This window comes from Microbulbifer maximicatervae (SeqCode) (assembly GCF_052466985.1).
On sequence record NZ_CP174298.1, the window covers coordinates 1,413,100 to 1,429,600 of the forward strand.

12 protein-coding genes are annotated in these 16,501 nt (G+C 52.1%); 1 reads left to right on the top strand and 11 read right to left on the bottom strand.

Translation table 11 applies throughout. From position 1 onward, the window contains the following. Positions 1-114: 114 nt before the first annotated feature. From ACJJI3_RS06205 to ACJJI3_RS06230, 6 genes are all read right to left on the bottom strand, one after another. Positions 115-2,754: a TonB-dependent receptor gene (locus ACJJI3_RS06205; RefSeq protein WP_444941869.1), complete on the bottom strand. Its 2,640-nt coding sequence runs from the start codon at positions 2,752-2,754 to the stop codon at positions 115-117. 624 nt (positions 2,755-3,378) lie between these two features. Beyond that, a complete protein-coding gene (prpF, locus tag ACJJI3_RS06210) occupies positions 3,379-4,557 on the bottom strand; it encodes a 2-methylaconitate cis-trans isomerase PrpF (RefSeq protein ID WP_444941870.1) in 1,179 nt (392 codons plus the stop codon). Positions 4,558-4,560: 3 nt separating this feature from the next. Beyond that, positions 4,561-7,158, bottom strand: coding sequence for a Fe/S-dependent 2-methylisocitrate dehydratase AcnD (gene acnD / locus ACJJI3_RS06215; RefSeq protein ID WP_444941871.1), 2,598 nt, complete (start codon positions 7,156-7,158; stop codon positions 4,561-4,563). 126 nt (positions 7,159-7,284) lie between these two features. After that, on the bottom strand, positions 7,285-8,412 hold the full coding sequence (prpC, locus tag ACJJI3_RS06220) for a bifunctional 2-methylcitrate synthase/citrate synthase (RefSeq protein ID WP_444905390.1): 1,128 nt from the start codon (positions 8,410-8,412) through the stop codon (positions 7,285-7,287). Positions 8,413-8,499: 87 nt separating this feature from the next. Further along, positions 8,500-9,378, bottom strand: a complete 879-nt coding sequence (prpB, locus tag ACJJI3_RS06225; RefSeq protein ID WP_282932634.1) for a methylisocitrate lyase — start codon at positions 9,376-9,378, stop codon at positions 8,500-8,502. A 3-nt stretch (positions 9,379-9,381) separates the two neighbouring features. Then, the gene (locus ACJJI3_RS06230) at positions 9,382-10,062 is read right to left on the bottom strand and encodes a GntR family transcriptional regulator (RefSeq protein WP_282932633.1); all 681 of its coding nucleotides are present in this window, start codon (positions 10,060-10,062) and stop codon (positions 9,382-9,384) included. A gap of 312 nt (positions 10,063-10,374) precedes the next feature. Between ACJJI3_RS06230 and ACJJI3_RS06235 the strand changes: the two genes are divergently transcribed. Continuing rightward, complete coding sequence (locus tag ACJJI3_RS06235; RefSeq protein WP_413665638.1) at positions 10,375-10,899, top strand: DUF2062 domain-containing protein; 525 nt, start codon at positions 10,375-10,377, stop codon at positions 10,897-10,899. Here ACJJI3_RS06235 and ACJJI3_RS06240 read toward each other — a convergent pair. The 5 genes from ACJJI3_RS06240 to ACJJI3_RS06260 all read right to left on the bottom strand — a co-directional run bounded on the left by ACJJI3_RS06240 (position 10,896) and on the right by ACJJI3_RS06260 (position 16,311). Further along, complete coding sequence (locus tag ACJJI3_RS06240; RefSeq protein WP_444941872.1) at positions 10,896-11,267, bottom strand: hypothetical protein; 372 nt, start codon at positions 11,265-11,267, stop codon at positions 10,896-10,898. The genes ACJJI3_RS06235 and ACJJI3_RS06240 overlap by 4 nt on opposite strands. Positions 11,268-11,317: 50 nt before the next feature. Continuing rightward, positions 11,318-12,577, bottom strand: a complete 1,260-nt coding sequence (locus tag ACJJI3_RS06245) for a lipoprotein-releasing ABC transporter permease subunit (RefSeq protein WP_444941873.1) — start codon at positions 12,575-12,577, stop codon at positions 11,318-11,320. After that, entirely contained in the window at positions 12,570-13,322 is a 753-nt protein-coding gene (lolD, locus tag ACJJI3_RS06250) for a lipoprotein-releasing ABC transporter ATP-binding protein LolD (RefSeq protein WP_282932629.1), read from the bottom strand. Before lolD ends, ACJJI3_RS06245 begins: the two co-directional genes overlap by 8 nt. Positions 13,323-13,383: 61 nt before the next feature. Further along, a complete protein-coding gene (locus tag ACJJI3_RS06255; protein WP_444941874.1) occupies positions 13,384-14,625 on the bottom strand; it encodes a lipoprotein-releasing ABC transporter permease subunit in 1,242 nt (413 codons plus the stop codon). A gap of 51 nt (positions 14,626-14,676) precedes the next feature. Beyond that, entirely contained in the window at positions 14,677-16,311 is a 1,635-nt protein-coding gene (locus tag ACJJI3_RS06260) for an alpha/beta hydrolase (RefSeq protein WP_444941875.1), read from the bottom strand. Positions 16,312-16,501 lie beyond the last annotated feature (190 nt).

Below are 16,501 nucleotides of genomic sequence, written 5' to 3' on the forward strand. Positions count from 1 at the left end.
TAGATCTGCGACATCATGTCGATAGTATATTGATCAGTGAGAAGTTCATTAGGCAATAAAAAAGCCGGACTGCATAATACAGTCCGGCTTTTATCATACTCGCTTAGTAACTACTTAGAAGTTGTAGTTAAAGCGCACACCGTAGCTCATTGGGGTAGAGAATGGACCAGATACCAGGCCATCACTTCCATCTGCATAGTACGGAACAACTTCGTCAGTCAGGTTGTTGCCAAAGGCTTCAACATTCCACTGATCGTCCGGGCTTACATACTTCACGGAAGCATTTACCATCCAGAAAGAATCACGGCTGTCATCAAAAGCAGAAGTATCACCAGTGGGGAAATCGTGCTTGTCGACATTCCAGTAGGTCAGGTAAGACTCATCTTCCCAGTGAATACCGACAAATGGAATGATCGCTCCACCGTGGGCTAACTCAAAGGTGTGGTCATAATTGATAGTAAAGCTGAACTCAGGTGATGCAGGCAGCTCATTTCCTTTCAGGTTGCGATAGAGTTCTTCATTGCTGTTATCGTGAGCTGCGCCCCAGTCATCAATCTCAAACAGAGACTGGTTATTGAAGTTCCAGCGGTTCCAGAAATCAGAGGTAATTTCTGTTTTCATCCAAGTGGCGAAACCACTAATTCGGCCATTTGGATATGGAGCCCAGTCAAACTCAAACTCCATTCCCATTATTTCGGCTCTGGCGGCATTTTTTGTGAGATAAATTACGGCAGGCTCTGTCGTAACTTCTCCCGTCAAATTGCCTTCATCATCAACCTCTTTAACATAAAAAGTATAGGCAGTATCCGGCGCAGCCAGCTGCATATCTTTATACTTGGAGAAGAAGAAAGTATTGGCAAGGTTCAAGCGACCATCCAGGAAAGTCCCTTTTGCACCAAGCTCCAAAGTGACCACAGTCTCTTCATCGTAGTTGGTATCAAAAGTTGCTGCTACAACACGGTTGCCATCATCATCATAAATGTAGTCGGCAGTATCAGGGTCCTGCTCATACTGAGTAATTACATCGCCTAGACCGCCAGATTTAAAGCCGGATGCAACGTAAGAGTACAGCATCACATCATCTGTCAGATCGTAATCAAGACCAATACGGAAATCCGCATTTTCCCAATCGTCACTAACATCATTGTAAGTGTCTACGGAATAGATTGAATCATCAGCAAAGTAACCGGTAGACAATTCATTAAAGAGCGCCTGACTGTATGCAGGGAAACAGCCGTACTCGCCAGTTGCATCAGTATCAAGTGACCAATCACGTGTACAGCTTAAGTTATTGCCGCCCTCATCACTTTTCTCATCATATGTATAGCGGCCACCAAGTGTCAGGTGCAGAGTATCGGTGAGGCTATAAGTTGCCTGGGCAAATGCCCCCAGTGCATCAACATTTCTCTCTGGCTGACGCCAGAAAACGGCATTATCCAGCGAAGCCAAGAAGTAACCATTGAGGTCATTGGACTCATGGAAGTAGAAGAGACCGGTGATCCATTGAAGCGGAGCATCATCAGTAGATTGGAGCTGAAGCTCATGGGAATATGAAACATTCTCTGCATCTGTGATGCTCATGCTCATATCCCAAGTATTGCGGCCGGCGTCAACATCGATCAGGTTACTGCGGTTTTGTACCGCATAGCCAGTGTTGTACACAAACGCCATGCTGTCGCTAAAGTCCCAGCGGAAGTTGGATCGGAATGAAGTCATCGTAAGGTCAAGTTCACCAGGAACATTAACCGCTACCGTATACTGATCGGCTCCAGAACCGTAGTAGGTTTCGCAGTTTACGCCATCATCGCGCTCATCAGCTTTATCACAGTCAATGGTATTAATACCACCGGCACTGCTGTCCTGATAATGCTCAGCAACGGCATACCAGGAAATATCTTCGGTTGGTTCCCACAAGGCGCCAATACGTACTGCCTGCTGGTCAACATTCCCGTAGAAATCATCAGCATCAGCCCTTACCAGGGATACATCCTCAGATGCCCACCAGTTTCCGTTTTGGGTGAAAGTGCGATCTGCATCGTCAGAAAGAGTAGTCGCCCCGAGACTATCTGCACTAACATAACGGTTGTCATATTGGTTAGCGTCGTAGTAACCAGTCAGATAGGAATCCCGAGTCTCATCCAAAAAGGATGCGCGAAGAGCAAAGGTGTCAGAAACCGGAATATTAATAACACCCTTGACCAATTCTTGATTCCAGCGGCCAAGTTCAACACCTACGGAACCTTCAAACTCATCGATTACCGGTCGCTTTGAGATAACATTGATCGCGCCTACCGTAGAGTTTCGTCCATAAAGGGTACCCTGAGGCCCTCGCATGGCTTCAACCCTTTCAGAGTCAAACATCATTGCCATAGCAGACTGGGGGCGTGAAGAGTAAATACCATCGAAGTGTAGGCCTACTGCCGGATCGCCAAGTTCACTGGTATTGGTGGAGCGCACGCCGCGCATAGAAATTACTGGTGAAGACTGGGAGGCATCATAGCCAATATCCACATTGGGGATAGTGTTGCCCAGATCTTTTACATTCTTAATACCCTGGCGATCGAGCTCTTCTTGCGTAAATGCACTGATCGCTACGGGGGTGTCCATCAAATTGGTTTCGCGCTTGGTTGCGGTAACCGTTACTTCTTCCAGCGCCCAATCGTCATCCTGTTGGCTATCTTCCTGAGCCCAAGCCGACACTACCGCGACATTTGCCATTGCAATTGCAAAGGTAAGTGGTTTTTTAATTCTCATTGATGTCTCTCCAATCTGCTGCAAAAGGAAAGCCACATTTATTTTTTAATGAATGGCCATCCCATAGGGCCGTCGGCAGTACGGCGGCTAGGCTAAAATCTCAAAAAGAAGGGACGTAAGAAACTCAGATACGATAGAGCGGATCGCGACTAGGACAAAGAGGACTAGTTCACAATTTGTTGTCACTAGCTGCGACCAGCAAGTCAAGTAAGTACTGAAACCGTAGGATTCATACACCAGCTTTCTACGAATGTTGGGAGTTTTTTAGAGTCTATCTGCTTGCTCACCCAACGCCTCGCATCCCAACAGCAGGCCTTAAATATACGTGCGCTGAGCAATAAAGACTATATCTAAACAGACCTGGATGTGACTATTAAGGCAAGCCCTGTCTCACAATGATAAAAACACAGCTTTTTTCTCAGATAAAAACCTACCGGAAAACACAGGAAAACCGGAAAAAAAGTTATTGTCAGGATTACTGAGATTAATATTCGCCTATTAATTTAAATATATACGGAATATTAAATTTGATTGGAGTAAAAATGTAAAACCGATTCCTAATCATTTTTACAGTAGGAAATAAAAAGGGGCCAAAAGGCCCCCTGTAAAGAAATCACCAAAGTCCTAAAAGCTATTGCCAGGTATTCGCACCCAACCTTCCATTAGGATTCGGGCGCTGCGACTCATAATGGCCTTGGTAGCAGTCCACTGACCATCGACCTCTTTGGCTTGAGCACCCACACGTAAGGTACCCGATGGGTGACCGAAGCAAACAGAGCTGCGTTCTCCCCCGCCAGCTGCAAGGTTAACCAAAGTGCCCGGGATCGCCGCAGCGGTGCCAATAGCTACTGCTGCCGTGCCCATCATGGCGTGGTGCAACTTGCCCATAGATAAGGCGCGCACGAGGAGATCAACCTCGGAAGATGCCACTGCCTTACCACTGGATGCAGTGTAATCCTGCGGTTTAGCGACAAAAGCAACCTTAGGGGTGTGATGACGATTGGCAGCTTCTTCAATGGTAGAAACCAACCCCATCTTTACCGCACCGTGAACGCGAATACTCTCAAACATCGCCAGCGCTTTGCTGTCACCATTAATGGCATCCTGCAATTCAGTGCCGGTGTAGCCAATATCTTCTGCATTGACGAAAATCGTCGGAATGCCAGCATTGATCATGGTGGCCTTGAGCACACCTACATCGGGCACTTCCAGATCATCGACTACGTTACCGGTAGGAAACATGGCACCCTCACCGTCGGCAGGGTCCATAAATTCCACTTCCACTTCAGCCGCCGGAAACGTCACTCCGTCCAGCTCAAAGTCTCCGGTTTCCTGAACTTCACCATTGGCCATAGGTACATGGGCAACAATGGTCTTACCAATATTGGCCTGCCAGATGCGCACGGTGCAGATGCCATTTTCTGGCACTCTGTCGGGCTCTACAAAACCGCTATTGATGGCAAAGGCACCCACGGCGGCGGTGAGATTGCCGCAGTTACCACTCCAATCAACAAACGGCTTATCGATGGAAACCTGACCAAACAGGTAGTTCACATCGTGATCGGCTTTATCGCTGGGCGATAAAATTACCGTTTTGCTGGTGCTTGAAGTAGCGCCACCCATACCGTCGGTCTGCTTACCGTAGGGATCCGGGCTGCCAATCACGCGCAGCAGCAAGTTGTCACGGGCCTGCCCCGGCACTTGTGCAACTTCGGGCAGATCTTGCAAGCGGAAGAAAACGCCCTTGCTGGTTCCCCCGCGCATATAAGTCGCGGGGATTTTTATTTGAGGAGCAAACTTCATAACTCAGACCGTCGCTTCTGCTTCGAGGAAGTCTTTGGCAAAGCGCTGCAAAACACCCCCAGCCTCATAAATGGAAACTTCTTCTGCGGTATCCAAACGACAGGTAACAGGAGCCTCAATCGTCTCACCATTAGCGCGGTGGATAAGCAAGGTCAGCGTGGCATGGGGAGTGCGCTCACCGATTACGTCAAAACTCTCGGTACCGTCGATACCCAGGGTTTCACGAGTAGTGCTCGACTTAAACTCCAACGGCAATACCCCCATACCGATTAGGTTGGTGCGGTGAATTCGCTCGAAGCCTTCGGCCACAATCGCTTCCACACCGGCAAGGCGCACACCTTTCGCAGCCCAGTCACGGGAGGAGCCCTGCCCGTAATCGGCACCAGCAATGATAATCAGCGGCTGCTTGCGATCCATGTAGGTCTCGATGGCTTCCCACATACGGGTAACCTGCCCTTCCGGTTCGACTCGAGCCAGGGAGCCCTGACGGACCTCGCCGTTATCATCGCGCACCATTTCGTTGAGTAGCTTCGGGTTGGCGAAAGTTGCACGCTGGGCAGTGAGGTGGTCGCCACGGTGGGTCGCGTAGGAGTTAAAGTCCTCCTCCGGCAATCCCATTTTCGCCAGGTATTCACCGGCAGCACTACTGGCCAGAATGGCATTGGACGGAGACAAGTGGTCAGTAGTGATATTGTCACCTAGCACCGCCAGCGGGCGCATGCCCTTCAAGCTGCGCTCGCCCGCCAGGGCACCTTCCCAATAAGGTGGACGGCGAATATAGGTACTCATCGGGCGCCAGTCGTAGAGTGCGTGGCCCTGCTCTTCTGCGGCATCCCGCTCTTCGAACATCGGAATATACACATCGCGGAACTGCTGTGGCTTCACGCTCTGACGTACGATCGCATCGATCTCTTCATCGCTGGGCCAGATATCTTTCAGGGTAATCGGGTTGCCATCGGCATCGTATCCCAGCGCATCTTTTTCAATGTCGAACCGGATGGTGCCGGCAATAGCGTAGGCAACGACTAGCGGCGGTGAAGCCAGGAAAGCCTGCTTGGCATAGGGGTGGATACGACCGTCGAAGTTGCGGTTTCCGGACAGGACTGCAGTGGCATACAGATCGCGGTCGATCACTTCCTGCTGGATTTTCGGGTCCAGGGCACCGCTCATGCCGTTACAGGTGGTGCAGGCGAAAGCCACTACGCCGAAGCCCATCTGCTCCAGATCCGGTAGCAGGTCGGCCTCTTCCAGATACATTTTTACCGTTTTGGAGCCTGGAGCCAGGGATGACTTGACCCAGGGCTTACGGGTCAGGCCGAGCTTGTTCGCATTGCGGGCAATCAGGCCTGCGGCAATCATATTGCGCGGGTTGCTGGTATTGGTGCAGCTGGTAATCGCGGCAATAATCACAGCACCATCGGGCATCTCACCGGCTTTCTCTTCCCAGGCTTTAGCGATACCGCGATTAGCCAGTTCCGAAGCCGGCAGAAGCGCGTGGGGGTTGGAGGGGCCAGCAAGGTTGCGACCCACTGTGTCCAGGTCAAACTTCAGTACCCGCTCGTATTCGGCATCCTTCAAGGTGTCGGACCAAAGGCCCGTTTCCTTGGCAAACTTCTCTACCAAAGCTACCTGCTCATCATCACGGCCGGTGAGTTTGAGGTAGTCGATGGTTTGCTCATCGATAGAGAACATGGCCGCAGTAGCGCCATACTCTGGAGTCATATTGGAAATAGTGGCGCGATCGCCCAGGGTCAGGTTGGAAGCCCCCTCACCGTAAAACTCCAGGTAGGCTCCGACCACGCGCTCGCGGCGCAGGAATTCAGTGAGAGCCAATACCAAGTCGGTACCAGTAATACCCGGCTGCAACTTTCCAGTGAGCTCCACTCCAACAATATGCGGCAGACGCATATAAGAGGCGCGGCCAAGCATCACGCTCTCAGCTTCCAGGCCGCCAACACCCACAGAAATCACACCCAGAGCGTCTACCATCGGCGTGTGGCTATCGGTACCGACACAGGTATCCGGGAAGGCCACGCCCTCGCGCACCTGCACCACCGGAGACATCTTCTCCAGATTGATCTGGTGCATGATGCCGTTACCGGGGGGAATCACATCGACGTTTTCAAATGCGGTTTTGGTCCAGTTGATAAAGTGGAAGCGGTCTTCGTTACGACGCTCCTCTACCGCACGATTTTTTTCAAAAGCATCCTTCTCAAATCCGGGGTGCTCTACCGCGAGGGAGTGATCCACAATCAACTGGGTGGGAACCACTGGATTTACCTTGGCGGGATCACCGCCTTTATCGGCAATGGCATCGCGCAGACCGGCCAGGTCTACCAGCGCAGTTTGGCCGAGAATGTCGTGGCACACCACTCGGGCTGGAAACCACGGGAAGTCCAACTCGCGCTTGCGCTCAATAATCTGTTTCAGGGAGTCGGTCAGTTTTGCCGGCTCGCAGCGACGCACCAGGTTTTCCGCCAGAATACGTGAGGTATACGGCAGTTTGGCATAGGCTCCGGGCTGGATCGCGTCAACAGCGGCTCGGGTATCGAAATAATCGAGGTCTGTTCCGGGCAGTGATTTGCGGTAATCAGAATTCATAGCAGGTAAATCAGTCGAATCTTTTTTTAAAATCGTGTCTCTTCTGAGGGTGGCTCCAGGCCACTCACCAAAGGCAACCTGGAGCCGGCACACCGGGTGTGCCTCATTTCAAAAGTGAAATGAAAATTAACCGCGCTCAGCGATTGGAGTTACTGTACGGGGCTCAACACCTACGTACTCTGCACTCGGGCGAATAATGCGGTTATCAGCGCGCTGCTCGAAAACATGTGCAGCCCAGCCGGTAACACGGGACATTACAAAAATCGGGGTAAACAATTTTGTGGGAATACCCATAAAGTGATACGCGGAAGCGTGGAAGAAGTCTGCATTACAGAACAATTTTTTCTCGCGCCACATCACTTCTTCACAGCGAACAGATACCGGGTACAGCACGGTGTCACCAACATCCTCAGCCAACTTTTCAGACCAGCCTTTGATAATCTCATTGCGCGGGTCGGACTCGCGGTAAATGGCGTGGCCGAAGCCCATAATCTTCTCTTTGCGCTCCAGCATGCCCAACAGTTCTTTCTCTGCTTCGTCTGGATTGGAGAAACGCTCGATCAGTTCCATTGCCGCTTCGTTGGCACCACCATGCAGAGGACCACGCAGGGTGCCGATAGCACCGGTAATGCAGCTGAACAGATCGGACAAAGTGGAAGCACAAACGCGAGCGGTAAAAGTAGACGCGTTAAATTCGTGCTCTGCATACAGAATCAGGGAAACGTTCATGACCTGCTCGTGCAGTTCATTGGGTTTCTCATCGCGCAGCATATGCAGGAAGTGGCCGCCAATGCTGTCGTCATCGGTTTCAGTTTCGATGCGCACATTGTCGTGGGTGAAACGGTACCAATAGCAGATTATTGAGGGGAACGCAGCCAGCAGGCGATTGGCTTTATCCAACTGCTGGGCGAAGGATTCTTCACCTTCCAGGTTACCCAACATGGAACAACCGGTGCGCATTACATCCATTGGATGGGCATCAGCCGGAATGCGCTCAAGCACTTCTTTTAATGCCTGCGGCAGGCCACGCTTGGCTTTCAGCAGCGCCTTGTACTCCGCCAGCTCTCCCTCAGTGGGTAATTCCCCATAGAAAATCAGGTAGGCAACTTCTTCAAACTCACAGTGCTGGGCCAGATCTTTAATATCGTAACCGCGGTAAGTCAGGCCGGAACCGGATTTGCCCACTGTAGAAAGTGCAGTTTTACCTGCTACCTGGCCGCGCAGACCAGCACCGCCCAATGCTTTCTCTACCATCTTCTTATTTCCCCTGTTGTATACACATTTACTGTGTTCATCCAATTGAAAGCGCAGCGCCCGGCTTTCGCATCGGGCAGCTTGTCCCTACTTTGTGAAAAGGTCGTCCAGCTTCTGCTCAAACTCGTGGTAATTCAGGTAATCGTACAGCTCCTCACGGGTCTGCATGGTGTCGACAACCGCTTGCTGATCGCCATTTTGCAGGATGCTGGTGTAGACATTTTCCGCCGCGCGGTTCATCGCACGGAACGCCGACAGTGGATACAGTACGATATCTGCGCCCGCTTCGCCCAAATCTTTGGCGTTATACAGCTTGGTTTTACCAAACTCGGTAATATTCGCCAAAATCGGCACATTTAGCGCGTCTTTAAAGGCACGATAGTGCTCTAGCTCAGTAACCGCTTCCGCGAAAATGCCGTCGGCGCCAGCCTCAATACAGGCCTGGGCGCGTTCAATAGCCGCATCAAGCCCTTCCTGTGCAAAGGCATCGGTGCGGGCCATTACAAAGAAATCATCATCGGTACGGGCATCTACTGCCGCTTTGATACGGTCGACCATCTCCTGCTTGGAAACAATCTCTTTATTCGGGCGATGGCCACAGCGCTTCTGCGCTACCTGATCTTCGATGTGTACCGCAGCGGCACCAGCGCGGATCATCTCTTTAACGGTGCGGGAAATGTTGAAAGCGCCGCCCCAACCAGTATCAATATCCACTAAAAGCGGTAACTCACTGGCAGCAGTTATACGGCGCACATCCTCCAGTACATTATCGAGACTGGTCATACCCAAGTCCGGCAGACCGTAGGAGGCGTTGGCAACACCGGCGCCAGACAGGTAAATCGCCTTGTGACCAATACGTTCGGCCATAATGGCGGAATAGGCGTTGATGGTACCAACCACTTGCAGCGGTTGATTCTCGGCGAGTGCAGCGCGGAAACGCGCGCCAGCAGAAGGCTTTTGGCTCATGCTCTACCTCAGTTTCTTTTCAATGTTTATTCTCGAGGCGCGGATATGCCGGCGCATTAACAGCTCCGCCAGCTCACCATCCCCGGCCTCAATGGCCTCAATAATATGATTGTGCTCGCGGAAAGCCCGCTGGGCCCGGGGACTGGCCATCCCCAACTGGTAGCGATACATACGAACACGGTAATAAAGTCGATTGCACAGGGTATCGATCAGAAGATCATTCTTTGATGCCTGCACGATACGGAAATGAAAATCAAAATCCCCTTCCGGCTGGAAGTACGCTTTACCGGCCTGCAGCTCTTCCTGCTGCTCATGGTGATAGAGCATTTGGCGCAGCTCGACCAGGTCTTCCTCGGTGCGCTGTTCCGCTGCCAGACGGCAAGCCATACCCTCGAGGGCTTCGCGAACTTCATAGAGTTCCAGTAAGCCGCGCTCACTTAACTCTACAACCCGGGCTCCGACATTGACCTTGCGTTCCAGCAGTCCCAAAGACTCCAGGCGCATCACTGCTTCGCGCAAACTCCCGCGACTGGCATTAAAGCGGCGCGCCAGTTCCGGCTCGCTAATTTTGCTGCCAGAGGCGATTTGCCCTTCCACAATTTCAGCGCGCAAAGTCAGAAATAAGCGTTCAGCAAGGCTTTGGCGCTCCTCTGAAGCTGAACCGGCAGTACCAACTACAGTCATGCAAGACCTGGATTGTCGACAATATTAATGGGGCATGACATTAAATCACCAGCATTCTCTCGTCAACTGCAGGTATCCCCGATTAAACATTAAGGATTGTTGACAATAGGGCAAAATAGGTGACTTTCAACAGAGCAGTAGTCTTGCCATGTTTAAGTGGGCATAATAGCGCCCGCGCCAGATGAGCCTGTTCGACTAACGCGAGCGCTCTATGCTTTATTTGGGGCTTAGGGAAAATCCCACAGATAGAATATCCAGGCCTCGGAACAGCGCTTGTTTTAGGCTGCCACCACCCAGGTTACAGACAGAGTTATGCCGAAGAGTATTATCAGGCGATGGCTGCCAAGCCCCGAAGAAGTTAGAGCCAACAATGGCCTCAAATTTCTGGGGACTCTTCTCCACGACCCCAACCTTTTTCATTTGAACCGACACTCAGTCTCGGTCGCATTTGCGGTTGGCGTATTTACCAGCTTCCTCCCTTTGCCAGGGCAAATGGTTATTGCCGCTCTGCTCGCACTTTGGCTGCGCTGCAATCTACCTTTATCGATGATTCTTGTATGGATCAGTAACCCGATCACCATGCCGGCTATTTTCTTTAGCACTTACAAGCTCGGCGCCTGGGTTCTAGGGGCGCCACCGGTGGATTTCAGCATCGAACTGTCGTGGGAATGGTTGACCAGTGAAGTCGGGAAGATCTGGCTGCCACTATTTACCGGCTCTCTGATTGCCGGGGCATTCTTTGCGACAGTGGCCTATTTTGCCATGCGTGCCCTCTGGCGCTGGCACGTTGTGAAAAGATGGAAATTGCGAATCCAAAGGCGATCAGCGGTCAGTTAACTTTTCCCACTGTAAACCCTCTGCAGGCACCAACAGGCAAAAGCCCCTGAAGCAATTGCCAGCAATGCCTGCAGGTAATACTCGGTAAGAGCACCCAGCGCCAGAGCTGCAATAGCTCCAACAAATAAAGCCTTGCGGGCCACCTTAATTTTGGCGGTAGCCGCAGCCAACGCGGCCGCCCACACCACCATAAACGCTGAAAGTACCGCTCCCAGTGAAACAATCCAAATGGGCCAGATCTCCCACCCCTCTGCGTAGCAAACGGAACCACTACGCATATCAGGCGGACAAAAAACCCGTAGGTACCACCCATCCAGCATCAAGGTAAAACAGGCAGCCAGCACCCAAGCCAAAATTGCGGCGGGCACCGGCAGATATCTTCTAAAAATTGATACCCTACCCAAAAGCCCGGCCCGACTTATTCATTGCGCAAGGCCGCTGCCGGCTGAACCCGACTGGCCTTAAAGGCCGGATACAAAGTTGCCAGCAAGCTAAGCAGAAAGCCCGCCGCCACAACCAGTGCCACGTCTCCCCATACCAACTGGGACGGCAAATAATCCACGGGATAGACATCAGACTTTAGGAACTGGATGCCGAGCATTGATTCCAGCCCCGCTACCAATTTGGTCACCGTCAGCGAGCCCAACACCCCCAACGCACCACCAACTACAGCCCCCACAAGCCCGACCAGCGCCCCCTGACTCACAAAAGTCAGCAAAATCTGTCGAGTACTGGCCCCCATAGTGCGGAGGATGGCGATATCGGTATGCTTATCGATAACCACCATCACTAAAGTGGAAACCACATTAAAAGCGGCAATCGCAATAATCAGGAAAACCAGTAACCCCACCAGGTTGCGGGACATCTGAATAGCCTGGTAGAGGTTGCCGTGGGTTCGGCTCCAATCAGTGCCGTAGAAATTGCCCCGAGGCAGGTCTTGCAGAAGACGCCGCATAATCCAGTTGGCCTCGAGCATTTCATTGACCCGTAACTGGACCCCTGCCCCACCGCCACCTCCAGCCAGAGCCCTGGCCTGCTGCCAGGCAACCAGGGCGAGAGATTGGTCCAATACAGTGCCAGAGTGAAAAACCTGCGCAACTTTAAATCCAGCAACCCTGGCTGCCTTGCGTGCACCGGTGGCACTATCGTTATTTGGCACAATCAGGGAAAGGTAATCACCCGCCTCAACCCCCAACTTTTCAGCGAGCCCTTTACCCAGAACCACACCCGGTTCAGACGGGTCAAGCAAGGCATCGAAGGATGAGGATTCAAGGAAGTCCCCGATATTGGAGACTTCAGTAATTGTCTCCGGGTTGACCCCCTGCACCAACAGCGGCGTCACTTCAGCCCCACGCCTGGCGAGCGCATTGACCTGCCACACTTCTGCCGCGGAGAGAACCGCGGGGTCGGAAACCAATTGTTGGCGCAACTGGGCCCAATCCACATCAGGGCTCCCATTGTAAATAGTGACATGGGGCATGATTCCCAGGATTCGCTCGCGCAATTCCCGGTCAAAACCATTCATCACCGACATCACCACAATCATCAAGGCGACACCGAGGATCAAACCAATCATCGATAAACCGGAAATGAATGAGACCAAACCGGCCGAATCGTCATTTCTGCGCTGGGCACCGGCATAGCGAAGCCCAATATAGGCGGGAAGAGGCTTAAACATGATCACCCTGGTGCCAGTCAGCAGTCAGCCGCCCATCGATCAGATGCAGACAGCGATCCAGGGCTGCCGCCAGATCCGGGTCATGGGTAACAATCACAAAGCTAATTCCCATCTCCTGATTCAAGCGATCCATCAATTTATGGATCTCTGCCGCCGTAGCCCGATCCAGATTGCCAGTGGGCTCATCCATCAAAACACAGGCAGGCCTTGTCACCAGTGCCCGGGCAATGGCCACCCGTTGCCGTTCACCGCCAGAAAGCTGTGATGGCTTGTGCCCCATGCGCTCACCCAGGCCTACCGCCGTGAGCATCGCCTCGGCCTCTTTGCGGGCTTCGGCAACTGAACGCTTGCCGATCAGTAATGGCATGGCGACATTTTCCAGGGCGGAAAACTCGTTAAGCAAATGGTGAAACTGGTATACAAAACCGAGACTGCTATTTCTCAACCAGCCCCGCTCATTGGCGTTGAGTTCAGCGAGATTCTTACCCGCAACCCAGACCTCACCGGAGCTTGGGGTATCGAGGCCACCAAGCAAGTTGAGCAGTGTCGATTTACCAGAGCCAGAAGCGCCGACGATGGCCAATTTCTCGCCCCGCTTTACCTCAAGCTCAACACCACTCAGAACCTCCAGGTCCCGGCCTCCCTGGCGATAATGTTTGCGCAATTGCCGACAAGCCAAAACAGCACCATCCGGGGCCGGAGCTGGCTGCGCTTTTTCCGTATCTATTTCCACTCGACTGTTCATCAAATTATTCGCTGTCTCTCAACATCTATAAATCACACCAAAACAGGCCGACTTATATAAATTATTCGTAACGCAAAGCTTCCGCCGGCTCAATCTGTGCCGCTCGCCAGGCAGGAAATATCGTTGCCAGCAGGCTCATACAAATTGCCGCCGTTAACACCACCACTGCATCGCCAACACGGAATTCAGAAGGCAGGTAACTAACAAAGAAAACACGGGGATCAAATATCTTGGCGCCTACTACCGACTCAATCCAGCTCACCATTTCAGTCAGGTTCATCGCTATCACGATGCCTAAAACAGCACCGGCAAAAGCGCCGATAATGCCAATGGCACTGCCCTGAATCACAAATACCGCCATAATCTGACGGGAGGTCAGCCCCAATGTTCGCAACACTGCAATATCGGAGCGCTTATCCGCAACCATCAGTACTAATGCGGAGACAATATTGAATGCGGCCACGGCGACAATGATCATCAGCATCAACGTGACAACGGTCTTTTCCATTTTAACTGCCTGGAAAAGACTTCCCTGGGAATCCCCCCAATCTTCACCCTGAAAACCCTCGCCCAGCTCATTTGCATAAACAGAAACAAGCCCCAGCGCATTGTCCATATCGTCAAAGCGCAACTGCAGCCCCTGGACCTTACCCGTCATCCGGGTCAGGCGCGCAGCATCTTCAATATTGATCAGCGCGAGATTCTGATCCACCTGCGCACCCACAGAGAAAACACCGGCAACCGTGAAACGCTTTGTTCTGGGGAATATACCAGCGGGGGTCACGCTGACTGCTGGCAGGGTCAGTATTACCGAATCTCCGGGAATCACATTGAGCTGATGGGCAAGGATTCGCCCCAGAACCACCCCGTAGCTGCGGGGCTCGAGCAAATCCAGGTTACCCATCACCATATGCTCACCGACGGTAGACACCTTGCGCAGCGCTTGCGGTTCCACACCTTGGAACTGGGCACCGTGACTGCTGCCATGAGCACTCAAAAGGGCGTAGCCATTCACAAAAGGGCTGGTCGCTTTAACATGTGGCTGAGCTTCCAACTGCCGTGCAGGTGTCTCCCAGTCCACAAGACCGCCTTCCCGCTCGACAAAGCCGTGAGGTACAACACTTAGTATTCGGGTTTTAAGCTCACGATCGAAGCCGTTCATAACAGAAGCGACAACAATCAACGCAAAAACACCAAGGGCCATTCCCAGTAGAGAAAAGCCATTGATAAAGGAAATAAACTGCTGCCTGCGGCGGGCAGCCACGTAGCGCAGACCAATAAATAGGGGAACAGGTTTTAACATAGGGTCGATTTAAACGGAAAAACGTCAGGAAATCCAAAGATTTAGGCAAGTTTACCGAACGTTGTAAGTCTTGAGCTGGGCCTTCAGGCGCCTCAACGCCTCCTCATCCCACTCCTCTGGCTCTGTAAGGGCGAGCCACGCCAAGGTGTATCCCCACGGGGTATACCGATGGCCAAAAGATAACGGCGCGAGCCCTACATTTAAGTCTGCCAGTAGCTGCAATCCGGTAACTAGAGGGTACCACTGGAGATCCGGCGATACATCAGGTCCTCTGGGATGGTTCAACCAGTCGGGCCTTTCCAGCGCCCAGCGCACACTAAAGAATACTATCGGGTCACTGGCGTGCTGCAAAAATGCAATCCTGAACTCACCCCATGGCTCACGACCAATATAGCCTCCGTACTGATTACCAAAGCGCACCACCTCCCCCCCTTTGAACTCTGGCAGCCAGGCGGGAGTGCCCGGATCTCGATTTCTGACAATCCGGCTCCACATGCCTACACCGAGGGGCGGCCCAGCCCAAAGGGCTCCATCAATCGGGTCATCGATAATGTCATAAAAATCGAAGGAGTCTTCGGAAAGTTGAGCGCCAAGACTGAGGCCAAACAAGTAAACTCGGGGCCGCTCATCTTCTGGCAACTCAGCCCAATAATCATAAATGACCTTAAACAATGCTCGCGCCGACTCGAGCCCCTCAGAATCATCCGCCATCAGCGCTATCGGGCTGGATAGATAGGAGTACTGCGCCGCAACAGTGGCGGTATTACCTCGATACAAAAACTCTAAAGAATTTACAGCACCGGGATCAACCCAGCCGGCGCCGGTTGGAGTTGCCACTAATAAGATCTCACGCCGGAATGCACCAACCCGCTTTAATTCCTCCAGCGCCAACTGAGCGCTCTTCATGGGCGTCACAGCACTATCAAGCCCAACGAAAACCCTGATGGGCTGTACTGCAGAACCAGCCACCTCTTTTATTTCTTCCTCTGTCGGCCCCAGCGTTAAGAACCGGCGCCCCTGATTGCCAATGTCATCCCACTTAATCAGCGAATTGGCGCCGCCAGGAAGGTTGGGGTCCGCCGGTGGGGGAATACTTTTCGCATAAGAATTATCTAGCCGCTGGTAGGTCGATGAAATCACATGCAACCCTGCTTTCAATAGCACCCCATTAAAAACAGCCCAATAAAGAAGCACTGCCGCCAATACACCCACAAGCATCGCCACTCGCTCGGGCACATGCTGCTCCACATAGCAAGCTACCAGGAGGACTATACGCTGAAACCCTTTTCCCAGGCACCACAACACCAGGAACATGAGGAGAGATATTACAGCGATCGTAATAGGCTCTACGGATCCAACCTGCTCCATACCCATAAGGGCGCGGATAGAGTTCTGCCACTTCACTCCCTGCCAGAGAGAAACAAGAAAAAGAAGGAGACATACGGCTAATACACTTCGATCAAATAGACGTCTTTGCCATGTGGAAATCGGCAGATTGGGAATACCCAGGTATTTCCAAAGCCAACTCAGAAAGACGCCGAAAACATAGCCGACAAAGAATGCGACGCCGCCCAGTATTCCCTGCATTACATCACTGCGAGGAATAAGGGATGGCGTAAGGGAGAGCGCAAAGCAGATAGAACCAATAAGAAGGCCGAGAATTGAAAAGGTATTAACCAGCCTCATTCTTGTCCGCTCGACAAGCCAAGCATAATTAACAGCCTAGCATAGGCGCCGATACAGCCAGCCAAGCCGTCTTCTGTTAAATCGCATCAAAATTCGAACTAGTAGCGCTGCAAGAATTTAGCCGTCAACTCATGGCACCTAACATTCCAAAGAGGCGCATTTATTTCTATTCTTGGCGCGAAAACGTGAA